Genomic DNA, 16,384 nt, shown 5'->3' on the forward strand with positions numbered 1-16,384 from the left:
TTGCCAGACGGAGGGGGAGGTAAGGATCACCGCGGTTGCGCATTCCTCCCCCTCCGTCACCTTCGGTGCCACCTCCCCCTGGCGGGGGAGGATCAGTCGACGAAGCCCCTACCCCCACATCGCTATTGCACATCGTTATCAAATCTGTACCTGTGTGCCGGTGACCATCCGCCAGCGCCTTTCCCCCGACATGCCCGTGTCCCGCGCATGACTCGCGGCACGATCAAGGCCTGGTATCTCGTCCACAAATGGACGAGCCTGATCTGCACGGCGTTCCTGCTGATGCTCTGCGTGACCGGCCTGCCGCTGATCTTCGAGGAGGAGATCGACGGGTGGATCAACCCGCCCGCGCCGATGGCGACGCTGCCCGCCGGCATGCCTTCGCTCTCGCTCGACACCATTCTCGCGCGGGCGGCGAAGGCGGCTCCCGGAGAGGTCCCCCTGTACATCAGCTTCGACGAAGAGCGGCCGATCGTCTACGTCACCACCGGCCCGACCCCCGACGCAGTGCCCGCGGCGATGCATTTCCACGCCTTCGACGCGCGTACCGGTGCGAAGATGCCGCCCTATGTCCCGGGCGTGATGGCGTTCATCCTCGAACTCCATACAGACATGCTGCTCGGCTTCTGGGCGGAGATCTTCCTCGGCGTGATGGGGCTGTTGTTCTTCGCGGCGATCGTCTCGGGCGTCGTGCTCTACGCGCCGTTCATGGCCAAGCTCGACTTCGGCACGTTGCGGCGCGGACGCAGCAAGCGGCTCGGCTGGCTCGATCGCCACAATCTGCTCGGCATCGTCACTGTGGTGTGGGCGAGCGTCGTCGGCGTGACGGGAACGATCAACACCTTCGTCGTGCCGATCACCGCCATCTGGAAGGCGAACGGCCTTGCCGAGGTCATCGCCAGCGAGGCACGCACGCCGCTCGGGCCCCAGCGCGCGTCGGTGCAGGCCGCGCTCGACGCGGTGCAGCGCAAGGCACCCGACATGAAGCCGCAGTTCATCGCCTTCCCCGGCGTCGTCTTCAGCAGCCAGCATCACTACGCCGTCTTCCTCAAGGGTGCGACGCCGCTGACGTCGAAGCTGTTGCTGCCGGGCTTCGTCGATGCCGCGAGCGGACGGCTCGACGCGGTCGTGCCGATGCCCTGGTACATGCAGGCGATGCTGCTCGCACAGCCGCTGCATTTCGGGAATTATGGTGGCCTCGCGATGAAGATCGTCTGGGCGATCTTCGACATATTGACGATCATCGTGCTCGGCAGCGGGCTGTATCTTTGGCTGCGTCGTCGCGGCGGTCCAAGCGACCAGCGCGTCCGCGAAGTCGTGATGGCGGGAGAAATCGCATGACCCACAAGACCAACCGCCAGATCTTCGCGCTGCCGATCCTGCTGGGCGTGTCGACCGTCGCCGGGCTGGGTGCCGGGTTGATCGGCGACGGTGTGTGGGACGTCGGCGCGGGGCTCCTGCTCGCGCTGCCGCTGGCGGTGACCGGAGGCTATTGGGTCCGCCAACCCGCCACGCACTCGCGCCAGACCGAAGCCCCAAGGGTCGCCTCGATCGCCCGCTAAACCACCCTCGATCCTCCCCCGCCAGGGGGAGGTGGCTGGCGCTTGCCAGACGGAGGGGGAGGTAAGGTGAAACCGCGGTTCCGTGTCCTCCCCCTCCGTCACCTTCGGCGCCACCTCCCCCTGGCGGGGGAGGATCGTGAAACCTGGATTGCAGCACACGTCGCATCGCCGATTCGGAGCGCTTAGCGTTCCGAATACGTCATCCCCGCGGAGGCGGGGACCCAGATGCTCATACGCTGGCGATCACGCCGCGACGTCCGCCAGTATGGATCCCCGCCGGCGCGGGGATGACGGTGTTTGGGCAGCGTCGTTGCCACGCTGCCCAGAATCAAAAATGGAGCCGGTTTTACCCGGCTCCATCCTAGTCACGTCGCTGGCGTAGTCTGCGGGGCCGGTGTCGCTGTCGGAGCCGGCACACCCGCCGGGGCACCGACCGGTGCGGGGGCCGCACCCGCAGTCATCGGCGGCGGCGGAGGCGCCATGCCGGCTGGGGGCGGAGGCGCACCCGGACCACCGGGGCCACCGGGGCCATCACGGCCTGGGCCGCCGGGACCATGCGGCGGACCGCCGATGGGACCGAGCGCGGTCAGCTTGCCGCCCGCACCGACCAGGAACGCGGCATGGACGAAGCCATTCTCGAACCGGCCCTGGATCGTCACCGGCTGGCCGGCGGTGACCAGAGTGCCGTCCTCGCCTTCGCGCCCGAGGTCGACCAGCGCGCGGCCGGTCGGGTCGGCCATCACGAACTTGTTGCCGTAGATCTCGGCGACGGTGCCGCGGATCGTGACGATCCCCCCCGAGCGGCCGTCCGACTGGAGCGAGCGGATCGCGACCGGGGTGGCAGGCGCCATCGTCACGCTCGGGCGAGTCGCGGCGACCGTGACGGCACCGGCGGCGCCACCGACCGCGAGCAGGCCGGCCGCGGCGAGCGCGAGGCGGTTGCGGCGAAAATTAAAGCCTCTCGGGGGCAGCGGATGGGCGGGATGCTCGGACATGATAGTCTTTCCTCTCGTTGGTTGACGAATCACCGTCTAAGCGCGCGCTGCCGACGCCCGCTGAACCAAGCTGTTCAGATTCCGTTGGGGTCTCGGACATAGGGACGATCGCATGCGGGTATTATTGGTCGAGGACGATGCGGCGATCGCCGACGGGCTGGCGCGGGCACTGCGCGCGGAGCATTTCGCGGTCGACGTCGCGAGCAACGGCGAGGATGGCGGGCACCTAGGCGCGACCGAACTGTACGACGCGGCGGTGCTCGACCTCGGCCTGCCCAAGCGCGACGGCTTGTCCGTGCTGCGCGACTGGCGCGCGGCAGGCCGCGACCTGCCCGTCCTGATCCTCACCGCGCGCGACGGCTGGTCGGAAAAGGTCGAGGGCTTCAAGGCCGGCGCCGACGATTATGTGGTGAAGCCATTCCGCGTCGAGGAAGTGGTGATGCGACTCCGCGCGCTGGTGCGTCGCGCCGCCGGTCATGCCGCGGCGCGCGTGACGTGCGGTCCGCTGGCCTTCGATGCGCAACTCGGCACGTTCGAGCTGGATGGTTTGCCGCTGAAGCTGACCGCGTTCGAATGGCGCGTGCTGTCCGCGCTGATGCTCCGGCGAGAGGTGGTGATCGAACGCGCCGACCTGATCGAGCGGGTCTATGAGGGTGATGCCGACGTGGACTCGAACTCGATCGAGGTGATCATCGGCCGGTTGCGGCGGAAGATCGGCGCTCAGATGATCGAGACGGTGCGGGGGCGCGGGTATCGGCTGACGGCGGATGGGTCGTGATGATCCCGACGTCTTCTGTTCCCTCGCGAACGCGGGGGCCCAGGATTACAGGCGCAGACGCTCTTGGCTCCTGGACCCCCGCCTTCGCGGGGGAACAGAAATGTGCGGCCGCGGGTCCTCCTCCAACTCAATCACCCAAAATCGAAGCGCGATGAAGAAACCCCTCCGCCTCATCCCGCGATCGCTGTTCGGCCGGATGCTCGCGATCGCGGCGCTCTCGACCGGGCTCGCGCTGCTGTTCGCCGGGATCACGATCGGCAATGTCCTCGAGCGCTTCGTCATGGGCGGGCTCGACGAGCGGCTGGATGCACAGGTGGCGGTGCTGGCGCGCGCGGTCCGTCCCGACGCGACGCTCGACCGGACGCGCGCGGTCGACCTGCCCGAATTCGGCGTGCCCGGATCGGACTGGTCCTGGCAGGTCGAAGGCCCCGCCGGTCGGGTCGACAGCGGCACGACCCGCCCCCTGCCCCCGATCACGCCCCCGATCACGCCCCCCGCTCCCAAGCCGGCGCCGCCGATCGACGCGACGGCGCCAGCGAGGCTGCCTGATCCCGAAGGGCCACCTCGTCCTCCCGGCCCCGGCGGCTCCGACGATCACGCGCTCCATGCCGGCGACACGCGCGACCGCGGTGGCCAACGCCTCCACTCGCGTACCCTGGACGTCGCGACGCCGCGCGGCACCGTGACGATCACCGCGATCGGGCCGCGCCGGATCGTCGAGGAACCGCTGCGCGAGGCGATGATCCCGCTGCTCGGCTCGCTGGCGCTGCTTGGCGTCGGGCTTGCGCTGGCGACACTGCTCCAGCTCCGCTTCGGCCTGCGCCCCCTGCGCGATCTTCGAACCTCGCTCGCCGCGGTCCGCGCCGGCACCGAACGCCACGTCCCCGACGACCAGCCCGGCGAGCTGCAACCGCTGGTCACCGAACTCAATGCGCTGATCGACCAGAACGCCGCCGGGCTCGCGCATGCCCGCCAGCATGTCGCCAACCTCGCGCATGGTTTGAAGACCCCCCTCGCCGCGCTCTCGCTCAAGCTCGCCGAGGCGAACGCCGATAACAATGTCCGCGACATGGTCGACCAGATCGACCGCCGCGTCCGCCATCACCTCGGCCGTGCCCGCGCCGACGCGACCGGTGGCGCGCGCACCCGCACGCCGATCGCCCCCGCCGTCGACGATCTGGTCGCGGTGCTGCGCCGTATCCATGCCGATCGTCCAATGGCGCTCGATATCGCGATCCCTGCCGAGCTCGCCGTCGCGATCGACCCGCAGGACCTGGACGAGATGATCGGCAACCTGCTCGACAACGCCTGGCGTCATGCGCGCTCGACACTGGCGATCAGCGCGGCCGCGACCGACGGCGTCGTGACGCTGGAGGTCGCGGACGACGGCGAAGGCCTGGACGACACAGCGATGGCACAGGCGATGCTGCCCGGCCGCCGCCTCGACGAGCGCGGCGACGGCCACGGGTTCGGCCTGTCGATCACCCGCGAACTCGCCGAACTCAACGGCGGTACGGTGACGCTCGATCGCTCGGCAGCGCTGGGCGGCTTGCTGGTCCGCCTGGCTCTGCCGCAACGTCGCTAGCCGCCGGCATACGCGCATTTGCCCACCCAAGCCGTCATCCCAACGAATGCTGGGAGGACCGGCTGGGTGGCGGGTTGCCTGCTTATGGACGGATACCCCAGCTTTCGCTGGGGTGACGGAATGGGGCTAGCGGCAGGTCAGATCGGGTCGGATCGGGTAACGTCAGATCAGATCAGCACAGCACAGCACAGCACAGCACAGCACAGCACAGTCAGTTACAGGACGCGACGGCAGACCCGTCACAGCGCTCGCACTACGACCGGCGCAGGCGACGCCTTGGCCAGCGTGTTGCGCAACGGCAGCGCGAACGGTGCCGCCTCGATCTCGAACACGTCGCCGTCCTGCGTCGTGATTCCTTCGCTGAACGACAGCGTCGCCGTCCCGAAGAAATGGACATGGACGTCGCCAGGCCGCCGGAACAGGTCATATTTGAAATGATGCGCTTCGAGATTGGCGATCGTGTGCGACATGTTCGCCTCCCCCGACAGGAACGGCTTTTCCCACAGCAGCGCACCGTTGCGGTGGATGCGGCTCATGCCCTCGACATGATCCGGGATCGCACCGGTCAGCAGTTCGGGCCCCAGCGCCGCCTGACGCAATTTCGAATGCGCGAGCCACAGGTAATTATGCCGCTCGGTCACATGGTCGCTGAACTCATTGGCGAGGCAAAGCCCCAGCCGGAACGGAGTCCCATCCGGCCCGATGAGGTAGATCCCGGCAAGCTCGGGCTCCTCGCCGCCGTCCTGCGCAAAGGCCGGGCTGGTCAGCGCAGCACCGGGCGCGACGAGGCCCGATCCATCGCCCTTGTAGAACCATTCGGGCTGCTGCCCCGTCTCGCCCGCCGCCGGCTTGCCGCCAGCGACCCCATCGAGAAACATCCGCATCGAATCGGTCAGCGTCTCTGCCGCCGCGGCGGCGCGGTGCATCTTGTCGCGACCTTCCGCGGACCCGAGATGCGTCAGCCCGGTCCCGGTCATGATCAGGTGCGCGGGATCGTCGTGATCGATCGGCGACACCAGCCGGCCCGCCACGAGTTCGGCGGCGATGTCCACCGCATCACCCTGCCCGCAAGCCTCGACAGCCTCTGCCAGGCCGGTGCCGTCGGCGATCGCGCGCGATGCCAGTGCTCGAACGCTGTCGACGCCGGTGACGAAAAACGCCCCTTCGACGGTCGCCGCGATCACCGACCGCGCACCGTTCGCGGCGCGATGCTGCAACAGACGCAAACTCATTTCTGTCTCTCCTTGGGACGACATCGGCCGCTTTTCGGCAATTACTCGGACTTAAACTTTGCGCCCTAACTTGACAACGCTTCTCGTTCCACCACGCTGATATGATTGTTACGATTGTTACGCCGCTCCAGGGAGCAACTTGCATGAAGACGTTCGCCGATGCGCCGCCACCTTTGATGGATGCGCCGACTGCCGCGGAAGACACCACCGCTGCCACACCGCGTGTGCGACGCGGGACCGGGCGACGGCTCCACGGCGCGATCGCGCACAAGCTCGGCACCGCGATCCTGGCCGGGGAATATCTGCCCGGCGACATATTGTCGGGCGAAGTCGCGTTTTCCGAAGCGCTCGACGTGTCGCGCAGCGCCTATCGCGAGGCGGTCCAGGTGTTGACCGCCAAGGGTCTGGTCGAAAGCCGCCCCAAGGCAGGCACGCGCGTCTTGCCGCGCAGCCGGTGGAACCTGCTCGACCCCGACGTCCTCGCCTGGGCCTTTGCGGGCGAACCCGATATCGCCTTCGTCCGCGGGCTTTTCGAATTGCGGGCGATCGTCGAACCGGCCGCCGCGGCGCTGGCGGCCGAGCGGCGCGAACGGACCGACCTGAAGATCATGAAGGATGCGCTGGCCGCCATGCGCCGCCATACGCTCGCCACCGAAGCCGGGCGCGCGGCGGATCGCGAGTTTCACGACGCCGTCCTGACCGCGACGCGCAACGACGCGCTGATCGTGCTGAGTGCCAGCATCGGCGCCGCCGTCAGCTGGACCACGCAGTTCAAGCAGCGCGCCCGTGCCCTGCCCCGCAATCCCATTCCCGATCACGTGCTGGTCTACGACGCGATCGCCGCGGGCGACGCCACCGCGGCCAGCAATGCGATGCGGACGCTGGTGGATCTGGCCCTGGAGGATACCAAGCTGGCGATGAGGCGCTGACCCGCACGCCCCCGCACGCCACCACCCGCCAATTATCGGTTCAGGGAACGGCGACGGGATCGGGCAGCGGGTCGGTGACCTTCGATCCCCATATTGCGTAGAACAGCACATAGAGTTCGCACGCCGCGGTCAGCAGGAACGAATTCTGCAATCCATAGGTATCGGCGAGCCAACCCTGCACGATCACCAGCGCGCCGCCGGCGATCGCCATGATCAGCAGCCCCGAGCCCTCTTCGGTCAGCGGCCCCAGGCCCTTGATCCCGAGCGTGAAGATCGTCGGGAACATGATCGAGTGGAACAGGCCGACCGAGATCAGCGCCCACATCGCGACATGACCGGTGGTGAAGGTGGCGACGAGCATCACCACGCACGCGCCGATGCTCGCGAACGCCAGCACGCGCTCGGCGGGGATCGTCCGCATCACGACGCTGCCGATCAGGCGGCCGACCATCATCCCGCCCCACAGGATGAACAGATAGTGCGAGGCCTGCTCGTGCGTCAGGTTGCCGATATTCGGCTGGCTGACGAAATTGATGAACAGGTTGGCGACGCCGATCTCAGCTATAAGATAAATGAAGATCGCCGGAATGCCGAACACTAGGTTGCGGTGCGACCAGAGCGACAGGCCCTTGCGATCCGCCTTGGCCGAGCGCTGCGTCGCCGTGCCCATTGCCGGCAGCGGGAAGCGCGCGATGACCACGGCCAGCACGATCAGCACGCCTGCGACGATCAGGTATGGCAACACCACCGACTGCGCATCGGCGATCCGCTCGGCCTGCGTCAGAACCGTGGTCGAACCGGCAGCGGCGGTGCCGGAGGTCGACCGACCGAGGATCAGATACCCGCCGAACAGCGGCGCAAGCGTCGCACCGGCCGAGTTGAAGGCCTGCACCAAATTCAACCGCGACGACGCGGTCTCGGGCGGGCCGACGACCGCGACATAGGGGTTCGCCGCAACCTGCAGCAGCGTGATGCCGCTGGCGATCACGAACAGCGCGACCAGCGTGACGCCGTAGGACGGCAGCCGCGCGGCGGGCACCATCATCAGCGCACCGACCGCCATCAGGCCAAGCCCGAACACCATGGCCCGCTGATACCCGACCCGCTCGATCAGCTTGGCGGACGGGATCGACGCGAAGAAATAGGCGATGAACCAGACGCTCTCGATCAGCGTGGTCTGCGTGTAGCTGAGGTCGAACACGCTGCGCAGATGCGGCAGCAGCGTGTTGTTGATGACCGTGATGAAGCCCCACATGAAGAACAGGCTGGCCAGCAAAGTCAGCGCGGATCGGTAACTCGGGCTCCCGCCCGGCGCCGAGGAAGACGTGGTGCTTTCCATCGGTCGTTGCGTCTGAATCGGCATCGCCATAATCGTCCATCCTCCGTGCCGTGTCGGCGACTGATCGACAGTCTTTTCCCGCATGGCTTGCCCAGAAATATATTGTCCGACTATATAGCGACACAAGGCGCGTCAACGGCGTCGAACGATAAAGGACGGGAACCGGAATGCGCGCAATCGGAAAAACGGGGATCATCGTGGCAACCTTGCTGGCAGCGCTTTGCGCGCACACGGCCAACGCGGCAGAGGCGAAGCGCACGCCCGCCGGTACCCTGAAGGACGGCACCGCGATCGAGACGGTGACCCTCACCAACGCGCAGGGCGTATCCGCGCGCATCCTGTCCTATGGCGCGACGCTGCAATCGTTGATGGGGCCCGACCGCGCCGGCAAGATCGCCGACGTCGTGCTCGGCTATGACGACCTCGCCTCCTATGTCGACCATCCCAATTTCTTCGGCGTGACGGTCGGGCGTTTCGCGAACCGTATCGCCGGTGGCCGCTTCACGCTCGACGGCAAGTCGTACCAGCTGCCGCTCAACGACAAGGTCAATTCGCTGCACGGCGGCGGCCAGGGCTTCGACAAGGCCGCGTGGAAGATCGTGTCGATGAAGAGCGGCCCGACCGCGACGCTCGTGCTCGGCCACCGGAGCCCCGACGGCGACTCGGGCTATCCCGGCAACCTCGACGTGACGGTCACCTACACGCTCGACGAAGCCGGCAATCTCGGCATCGCCTATGACGCGAAGACCGACAAGCCGACGATCGTCAACATGACCAACCACGCGATCTTCGATCTCGGCGGCGAAGGGTCGCCGATGGGCGCCAACGGCCACCGGCTGACGATCCCGGCGAAGGCGATCACGCCGGTCGACGACAAGCTGATCCCGACCGGCGCGCTGCAACCGGTTCAGGGTACCGTGTTCGACTTCCGCAATGGCCGGATCGTCGGCGAGGGCATTCGCGACGGCCGCGACCAGCAGATTCGCTATGGCCATGGCTACGACCATAATTTCGCGCTCGACAAGGGGCTGACCGCCAAGCCGGAACTGGCCGCACGACTGGAAGACCCCGCCTCGGGGCGCGTGCTCGAAGTGCTGACGACGGAGCCGGGCGTGCAATTCTACACCGGCAATTTTCTCGACGGCACGTTCATCGGCAAACAGGGCCATCTGTACCGGATGGGCGACGGCATCGCGCTGGAACCGCAGAAATTCCCCGATGCGCCCAACAAGCCGAACTTCGTTTCCGCGCGTGTCGATCCGGGCAAGCCGTATCATCACGCGATGATCTACCGCCTTTCCGTCGCCCGCTGACACCCAGACCGCTCCCCCAGGAAATTCCCGATGACCGACATGCCCAATCCTCCCACCAAGCTCCGCAGCCGAGCGTGGTTCGACAACCCCGAGAATATCGACATGACCGCGCTCTATCTGGAGCGCTATCTGAACTTCGGGCTGTCCTTGGAGGAACTGCGCTCGGGCAAGCCGATCATCGGCATCGCGCAGACCGGCAGCGACCTGTCGCCGTGCAATCGCCACCACCTCGTGCTGGCCGAACGCCTGCGCGAAGGCATCCGTGAAGCCGGCGGCATCGCGCTCGAATTCCCGGTCCACCCGATCCAGGAAACCGGCAAGCGCCCGACCGCCGGGCTCGACCGCAACCTTGCCTATCTGGCGCTGGTCGAGGTGCTCTACGGCTATCCGCTCGACGGCGTGGTGCTGACGATCGGCTGCGACAAGACCACGCCCGCCTGCCTGATGGCCGCCGCGACGGTCAACATCCCGGCGATCGCGTTGTCGGTGGGCCCGATGCTCAACGGCTGGCACAAGGGCGAGCGGACCGGCTCGGGCACGATCGTGTGGAAGGCGCGCGAGCTGCTCGCGACCGGCGCGATCGACGACGAGGGCTTCATCAAGCTCGTCGCGTCGTCGGCGCCGTCGACCGGCTATTGCAACACGATGGGCACCGCGACGACGATGAATTCGCTCGCCGAGGCGCTCGGCATGCAGCTGCCCGGTTCGGCCGCGATCCCCGCGCCGTACCGTGACCGCCAGGAGGTCGCGTACAAGACCGGCAAGCGGATCGTCGACATGGTTTCGGAAGATCTGAAGCCGTCGGACATCCTGACCAAGGAGGCGTTCCACAACGCGATCGTCGTCAATTCGGCGATCGGCGGCTCTACCAACGCGCCGATCCATCTCGCCGCGATCGCGCGCCATATCGGCGTCGACCTGCCGATCGACGACTGGCAGATTCACGGCCACAAGGTGCCGCTGATGGTCAACCTCCAGCCCGCTGGCGAATATCTCGGCGAGGATTATTACCATGCCGGCGGCGTCCCCGCGGTGGTCGCCGAATTGATGAAGCAGGGCCTGATCCACGAGAACGCGATGACCGCCAACGGCAAGTCGATCGGCGACAATTGCCGGACCGCGACGATCGAGGACGAGCGCGTCATCCGCCCGTTCGCGACGCCGCTGCTGGAGGACGCCGGCTTCATCGTACTGCGCGGCAATTTATTCGACTCGGCGATCATGAAGACCAGCGTGATCTCGCCGGAGTTTCGCGCGCGCTATCTGTCAAACCCGGACGATCCCGAGGCGTTCGAAGGTCCCGCGGTCGTGTTCGACGGGCCCGAGGATTACCACCACCGGATCGACGATCCCTCGCTCGGGATCACCACCGACACGTTGCTGTTCATGCGTGGCGCAGGGCCGATCGGCTATCCGGGTGCCGCCGAAGTCGTCAACATGCGCCCGCCGGCGTACCTGATCCGCGAGGGCGTCCATGCCCTCCCCTGCATCGGCGATGGGCGCCAGTCGGGGACGTCGGGCTCGCCCTCCATCCTCAATGCCTCGCCCGAAGCGGCGGCGATGGGTGGCCTCGCGCTGATCCGCACCGGCGACCGGGTTCGCATCGATCTCGCCAAGGGATCGGCCAACGTGCTAATTTCCGACGAGGAACTGGCCGAGCGCCGCCGCACCCTCACCGCAGACGGCGGCTATGCCTTCCCGCGCTCGCAGACGCCGTGGCAGGAAATCCAGCGCGCCACCGTCGGCCAGATGGAGACGGGCGCGATCCTGGAGGGCGCCGAGAAGTATCAGCGGATCGCGCAGACGATGGGCCTACCGCGCGACAATCACTGAGGCGTGACTGCGCGCCGCTCGATCAGGGCGGTGCGCAGGCATTGGCAGACGATCTCGTCGCGCTGGTTGATCAGGCGGTGCGTGAAGGTGACGATGCCGGCGTTCGGGCGCGACTTGCTGGGCTTTAGGTCGGTCACCTCGGTTTCGCAGCGCATCGTGTCGCCGATGAACACGGGCTTCGGGTGCACGAGCTTATCGTAGCCGAGATTGGCGACGAGCGTGCCGAGTGTCGTCTCGCCGACCGACAACCCGACCATCAGCGCGAAGGTGAAGGTGCCGTTGACGAGGATCCGGCCGAACTCGCTGGCCTTGGCGGCCTCGATATCGAGGTGGAGCGGCTGCGGGTTGTGCGTCATCGTCGAGAACAGGAGATTGTCCGTCTCGGTCACCGTGCGGCGGATCTCGTGCTCGATCCGGTCGCCGATGCTCCAGTCGTCGAAATAGCGCCCGGCCATCAGTTATCCTTCTCGATGCGGACGAGCATGGTGCCCTCGGTCACCTGCCCGCCCTCGATTGCGTTGAGGTCCGCGACGATGCCGTCGAACGGTGCGGTCAGGGAGTGCTCCATCTTCATCGCCTCGAGCGTAACCAGCTTCTGGCCCTTGGCGACGGTATCGCCGGCCGCGACGTCGACCGCGATAATCCGGCCGGGCATAGGCGACAGGATCGCGCCGTCCGCTGCCCCGCCAGCGGCGACGCCCGACGCACGCCATGGTTTTAGCTGCCAAGTCTGGCCGGCTTCGGAAATCAGGACGCCTTCGAACGCCGTCGTCGTTCCGGCCTGCCCGTCGAGATCGACCTCGACCTGTTCACCGTCCAGCAGGAACGTCGCGCTGCGGCGAGGAGCGGCGTTGAGGCGGAAGCCCGCGATCGGATCGGCCGAAACGAGTGCACTTGCGGCCTCGGCCAAAGCCTCTTCGGTCGGGTGGGTCGGCGGCATGAGCGCGTCGCCTTCGCGGGCGATCAGACCGGTGTCGAGCGTGCCTGCCACGAAGTCGGGATGGTCGAGCGCCTCGACGAGGAACCCCGCGTTGGAGCGTACCGGCCAGACGACTGCACCGTCGAGCGCGTCGGCCAAGGCTTCACGCGCGGTTTCGCGATCTTCGCCCCAGGCGATCACCTTGGCAATCATCGGGTCGTAGAAGGGCGAAATTTCGGCGCCCTGCTCTACCCCGGTATCGACGCGAGCGCTGTTGCCGAGATCGAAGCGTTCGAGCGTGCCGATGGAGGGGAGGAAACCCTTGGCGGGGTCCTCCGCGTAGAGCCGCGCTTCCATCGCCCAGCCGTCGATCGCCAGTTCGTCCTGACGCTTGGGCAAGGGCTCGCCGCTCGCGACACGGAGCTGCCATTCGACGAGGTCCTGACCGGTGATCTTTTCCGTCACCGGATGCTCGACCTGTAACCGCGTGTTCATTTCCATGAACCAGATGCGGTCGGCGCGGAGGCCTTCGCTGGCGTCGGCGATAAACTCGATCGTGCCGGCGCCGACATAGTCGACCGCCTTGGCCGCCTTCACCGCGGCGGCGCAGATCGCTTGGCGGGTGGCGGCGTCCATGCCGGGTGCGGGGGCTTCCTCGATCACCTTCTGATGGCGACGCTGAAGCGAACAATCGCGTTCGAACAGGTGGACGACGTTGCCGTGACTGTCGCCGAAAACCTGTACCTCGATGTGGCGCGGCGAGAGGATGTATTTCTCGATCAGGACGTCGGTGTTGCCGAACGACGAGGCCGCTTCGCGTTGGCACGAGACGAGCGCGTCGGCGAACTCCGCGGCCGTATCGACGCGGCGCATGCCCTTGCCGCCTCCGCCCGCGACCGCCTTGATGAGGACGGGGTAGCCGATCGCGTCGGCCTCCGCCTTCAGACGTTCGGGCGACTGGTCCTCGCCGAGATAGCCGGGCGTGACGGGGACGCCGGCGGCGATCATGCGCTGTTTCGCGGCGTCCTTCAGGCCCATCGCGCGGATGCTGTCGGGGTTGGGGCCGACCCAGATCAATCCGGCGTCGATCACGGCCTGCGCGAAGTCGGCGTTCTCGGACAAGAAGCCGTAGCCGGGGTGGATGGCCTCGGCGCCGGTTTCTCGCGCGGCGGCGATGATGCGGTCGCCGACGAGGTAGCTTTCGCGGGCCGGGGATGCGCCGATGTGCACGGCTTCGTCGGCCTGACGGACGTGGAGCGCGTTCGCGTCGGCGTCGGAATAGACCGCGACGGTGCGGATGCCGAGCGCCCGGGCGGTGCGGATGATCCGGCAGGCGATCTCGCCGCGGTTGGCGATCAGGAGGGATGTCAGCATGTCAGAATCCCTCACCCAAGCGCAGCCCGTCGGACCGACCTGGCCCGTCATCACGACGCAGCCCGTAAGTCCGACCGGCCACGTCTCCCCGACCCGGCCCGTCCCCCCGATCCGACCCGTCCCCCCGATCCGACCCGTCCCCCCGACCCGACCCGTCCCCCCGACCCGACCCGTCCCCCCGACCCGACGCGTCACCCCAGCGAAAGCTGGGGTCTCGTGCGGCAAGGGCGCGGGCCGAAACGGGGAGACCCCAGCTTTCGCTGGGGTGACGGGGGTTTGCTATTGCGTGCCGGACGATACCTACCGAGTGACAGGCGACACTCATCCGCTGGGACGAGACGCTCATTGCCCGCATCCCGTGGTGCGCGAGGACCAGGTGAGGTTGGCGATCTTCCAGCGGCCAGCCTCCCGCACCATGTCGAAATGGTCGGTGCCGCAATGCGCGACCTTGCCGTCGATCGTGAAGACATAGGGCGACCAGACCATCGCGATGTCGCCGTCGATGTCGACCGCGGGATCGGTGAGGCGCTCGGCATAGCGCTCGGGGCCAGGCTTAATCATGGCCGCGAACTCGGGCCAACCCATGCGGCGGACCGAGCGCGTGCCGTCGGGCTTTTCCTCGGCGACGGTGGCGCCGCCGTCGGCGCGGACCTGCGCGAGGATCGCCTGGCCATCGCGGGCGGCCAGCGCGGCGAAGAGCGCGTCGATCGGGACCATGACGCCGGCCTCCTCGGTCATTTCCGCGGGCGGCAGGCCGGTGCCTTTGACGATCGGCTGGACCGGGGTGACCTGACCGGCGGCGAGGAGAAGTGACAGCAGGATCATTGGGTTACATCCTGAACACGCCGAACGCGGGGCGTTCGGGGATGGGAGCGTTGAGCGTCGCGGCGAAGGCGAGGCCGAGTACGTCGCGGGTCTGCGCGGGATCGATGATGCCGTCGTCCCAGAGGCGTGCGGTGGCGTACCAGGGGTTGCCCTCGTCCTCGTATTTCTGGCGAACAGGCGCCTTGAAGGCTTCGGCCTGCTCGGGCGTCCAGCTTTCGGCGTCGCGGTGGACGGTGGCGAGGACCGACGCCGCCTGCTCGCCGCCCATCACGCTGATCCGGCTGTTGGGCCAGGTGAACAGGAAGCGAGGGGAATAAGCGCGACCGCACATGCCGTAATTGCCGGCACCGAAGCTGCCGCCGATCAGGACGGTGATCTTTGGAACGGTCGCGGTGGCGACGGCCGTGACGAGCTTGGCGCCGTGTTTCGCGATGCCCTCCGCCTCGTATCTGCCGCCGACCATGAAGCCCGAAATGTTCTGGAGGAACAGCAACGGGATCTTTCGCTGGCAGGCGAGCTCGATGAAATGCGCGCCTTTCTGTGCGCTCTCGCTGAACAGCACGCCGTTATTGGCGAGGATCGCGACGGGGATGCCCCAGATGTGTGCGAAACCGCAGACGAGGCTAGTGCCGTAAAGCGCCTTGAACTCGTGGAATTCACTGCCGTCGACCAGTCGCGCGATGACCTCATGGACATCGTAGGGCGCGCGGACGTCGCTGGGGACGATGCCGTAGAGCTCTTCGGGCGCGAACTTCGGCGGTCTGGGCTGCTGGAGGTTCGCCGCGGTCTGCGCTTGCGGTTGCAGCGTCGAGACGATGTCGCGGACGATGGTCAGCGCATGCTCGTCGTTCTCGGCGACGTGATCGACCACGCCCGAGCGGCGGCCGTGCGTGTCCGCCCCGCCCAGTTCCTCGGCCGAGATGACCTCGCCCGTCGCCGCCTTCACCAGCGGGGGGCCGGCGAGGAAGATCGTCCCCTGCCCGCGGACGATGATCGTCTCGTCGGACATTGCGGGGACGTAGGCGCCACCCGCGGTGCAGCTGCCCATGACGCAGGCGATCTGCGGGATACCGAGCGCGGACATGTTCGCCTGGTTGAAGAAGATGCGGCCGAAGTGATCGCGGTCGGGGAATACCTCCGCCTGGTGCGGCAGGTTCGCGCCGCCGCTGTCGACGAGGTAGATGCAGGGGAGCCGATTTTCCTGTGCGATCTCCTGCGCGCGGAGGTGCTTCTTGACGGTCAGCGGGAAGTAGGTGCCGCCCTTCACCGTCGCGTCGTTGCACAGGATCATGCACTGGCGACCGGCGACGCGGCCGATGCCGGCGATGACGCCGGCGCCGGGGACTTCATCGTCGTAGAGGCCGTTGGCGACGAGCTGGCCGATTTCGAGGAACGGCGAGCCGGGGTCGAGCAGGCGTTCGACACGGTCGCGCGGGAGGAGTTTTCCGCGGGCGGTGTGGCGCTCGCGGGACTTCGCGTTGCCGCCGAGGGCCGTGCGGGCGACGTCCTCGCGGAGGGTTTCGGCGAGCGCGCGGTTATGCGCGGCGTTCGCGCGGAAGGTTTCGCTGTCGGGGGATAGCGCGGAGGTCAGAACGGGGGCGGTCACTGAACCCTCTCCCCTCGGGGGAGAGGGAAGGAGGAGCGCAGCGACGGGAGGGTGAGGGCACGCTCGAGGTGCGCGCGTGCCCTCACCCTCCCAC

Annotated in this window: 14 protein-coding genes; 7 read left to right on the forward strand and 7 right to left on the reverse strand. The window is 67.3% G+C overall.

The features are described from left to right. Nucleotides 1-207: 207 nt before the first annotated feature. Both NLI89_RS08995 and NLI89_RS09000 read left to right on the forward strand, forming a co-directional pair. Nucleotides 208-1,341, forward strand: coding sequence for a PepSY-associated TM helix domain-containing protein (locus NLI89_RS08995; protein WP_254686738.1), 1,134 nt, complete (start codon nt 208-210; stop codon nt 1,339-1,341). After that, nucleotides 1,338-1,562 carry a hypothetical protein gene (locus tag NLI89_RS09000; protein ID WP_254686739.1) on the forward strand — a complete coding sequence of 75 codons (225 nt, stop codon included), beginning with the start codon at nt 1,338-1,340 and terminating at the stop codon, nt 1,560-1,562. The genes NLI89_RS08995 and NLI89_RS09000 overlap by 4 nt, the downstream gene beginning before the upstream one ends. Before the next feature lie 365 nt (nt 1,563-1,927). Here NLI89_RS09000 and NLI89_RS09005 read toward each other — a convergent pair whose 3' ends face one another. Next, the gene (locus NLI89_RS09005; RefSeq protein WP_254686740.1) at nt 1,928-2,557 is read right to left on the reverse strand and encodes a hypothetical protein; all 630 of its coding nucleotides are present in this window, start codon (nt 2,555-2,557) and stop codon (nt 1,928-1,930) included. Nucleotides 2,558-2,669: 112 nt separating this feature from the next. Between NLI89_RS09005 and NLI89_RS09010 the strand changes: the two genes are divergently transcribed. Continuing rightward, nucleotides 2,670-3,335 (forward strand): response regulator transcription factor, encoded by a 666-nt coding sequence (locus tag NLI89_RS09010; protein WP_056420590.1) that lies wholly within the window; start codon nt 2,670-2,672, stop codon nt 3,333-3,335. Nucleotides 3,336-3,486: 151 nt separating this feature from the next. Further along, complete coding sequence (locus NLI89_RS09015) at nt 3,487-4,920, forward strand: sensor histidine kinase (RefSeq protein WP_254686741.1); 1,434 nt, start codon at nt 3,487-3,489, stop codon at nt 4,918-4,920. A 239-nt stretch (nt 4,921-5,159) separates the two neighbouring features. On the opposite strand, the gene araD1 is transcribed toward NLI89_RS09015, so the two are convergent. Then, nucleotides 5,160-6,152 (reverse strand): AraD1 family protein, encoded by a 993-nt coding sequence (gene araD1 / locus NLI89_RS09020; protein ID WP_254686742.1) that lies wholly within the window; start codon nt 6,150-6,152, stop codon nt 5,160-5,162. Nucleotides 6,153-6,328: 176 nt separating this feature from the next. Between araD1 and NLI89_RS09025 the strand changes: the two genes are divergently transcribed. After that, entirely contained in the window at nt 6,329-7,081 is a 753-nt protein-coding gene (locus NLI89_RS09025; RefSeq protein WP_254686806.1) for a FadR/GntR family transcriptional regulator, read from the forward strand. Between the two features lie 40 nt (nt 7,082-7,121). On the opposite strand, the gene NLI89_RS09030 is transcribed toward NLI89_RS09025, so the two are convergent. After that, nucleotides 7,122-8,420, reverse strand: coding sequence for a sugar MFS transporter (locus NLI89_RS09030; protein WP_254686807.1), 1,299 nt, complete (start codon nt 8,418-8,420; stop codon nt 7,122-7,124). A 167-nt stretch (nt 8,421-8,587) separates the two neighbouring features. Between NLI89_RS09030 and NLI89_RS09035 the strand changes: the two genes are divergently transcribed. Beyond that, nucleotides 8,588-9,733: an aldose epimerase family protein gene (locus tag NLI89_RS09035; protein ID WP_254686743.1), complete on the forward strand. Its 1,146-nt coding sequence runs from the start codon at nt 8,588-8,590 to the stop codon at nt 9,731-9,733. A 39-nt stretch (nt 9,734-9,772) separates the two neighbouring features. After that, nucleotides 9,773-11,566 carry an IlvD/Edd family dehydratase gene (locus NLI89_RS09040; protein ID WP_254686808.1) on the forward strand — a complete coding sequence of 598 codons (1,794 nt, stop codon included), beginning with the start codon at nt 9,773-9,775 and terminating at the stop codon, nt 11,564-11,566. On the opposite strand, the gene NLI89_RS09045 is transcribed toward NLI89_RS09040, so the two are convergent. The 4 genes from NLI89_RS09045 to NLI89_RS09060 form a co-directional block, all read right to left on the reverse strand. Then, the gene (locus NLI89_RS09045; protein ID WP_254686744.1) at nt 11,560-12,021 is read right to left on the reverse strand and encodes a MaoC family dehydratase; all 462 of its coding nucleotides are present in this window, start codon (nt 12,019-12,021) and stop codon (nt 11,560-11,562) included. The genes NLI89_RS09040 and NLI89_RS09045 overlap by 7 nt on opposite strands. After that, the gene (locus tag NLI89_RS09050) at nt 12,021-13,859 is read right to left on the reverse strand and encodes an acetyl/propionyl/methylcrotonyl-CoA carboxylase subunit alpha (protein ID WP_254686745.1); all 1,839 of its coding nucleotides are present in this window, start codon (nt 13,857-13,859) and stop codon (nt 12,021-12,023) included. Before NLI89_RS09050 ends, NLI89_RS09045 begins: the two co-directional genes overlap by 1 nt. A gap of 342 nt (nt 13,860-14,201) precedes the next feature. Next, the gene (locus tag NLI89_RS09055; RefSeq protein ID WP_254686746.1) at nt 14,202-14,684 is read right to left on the reverse strand and encodes a nuclear transport factor 2 family protein; all 483 of its coding nucleotides are present in this window, start codon (nt 14,682-14,684) and stop codon (nt 14,202-14,204) included. Nucleotides 14,685-14,688: 4 nt separating this feature from the next. Next, complete coding sequence (locus NLI89_RS09060) at nt 14,689-16,290, reverse strand: carboxyl transferase domain-containing protein (RefSeq protein ID WP_254686747.1); 1,602 nt, start codon at nt 16,288-16,290, stop codon at nt 14,689-14,691. Between the last annotated feature and the right edge of the window lie 94 nt (nt 16,291-16,384).

The sequence above is a fragment of the Sphingomonas faeni genome (assembly GCF_024273235.1).
In the GTDB taxonomy this organism is placed as follows: Bacteria; Pseudomonadota; Alphaproteobacteria; order Sphingomonadales; family Sphingomonadaceae; genus Sphingomonas; species Sphingomonas faeni_A.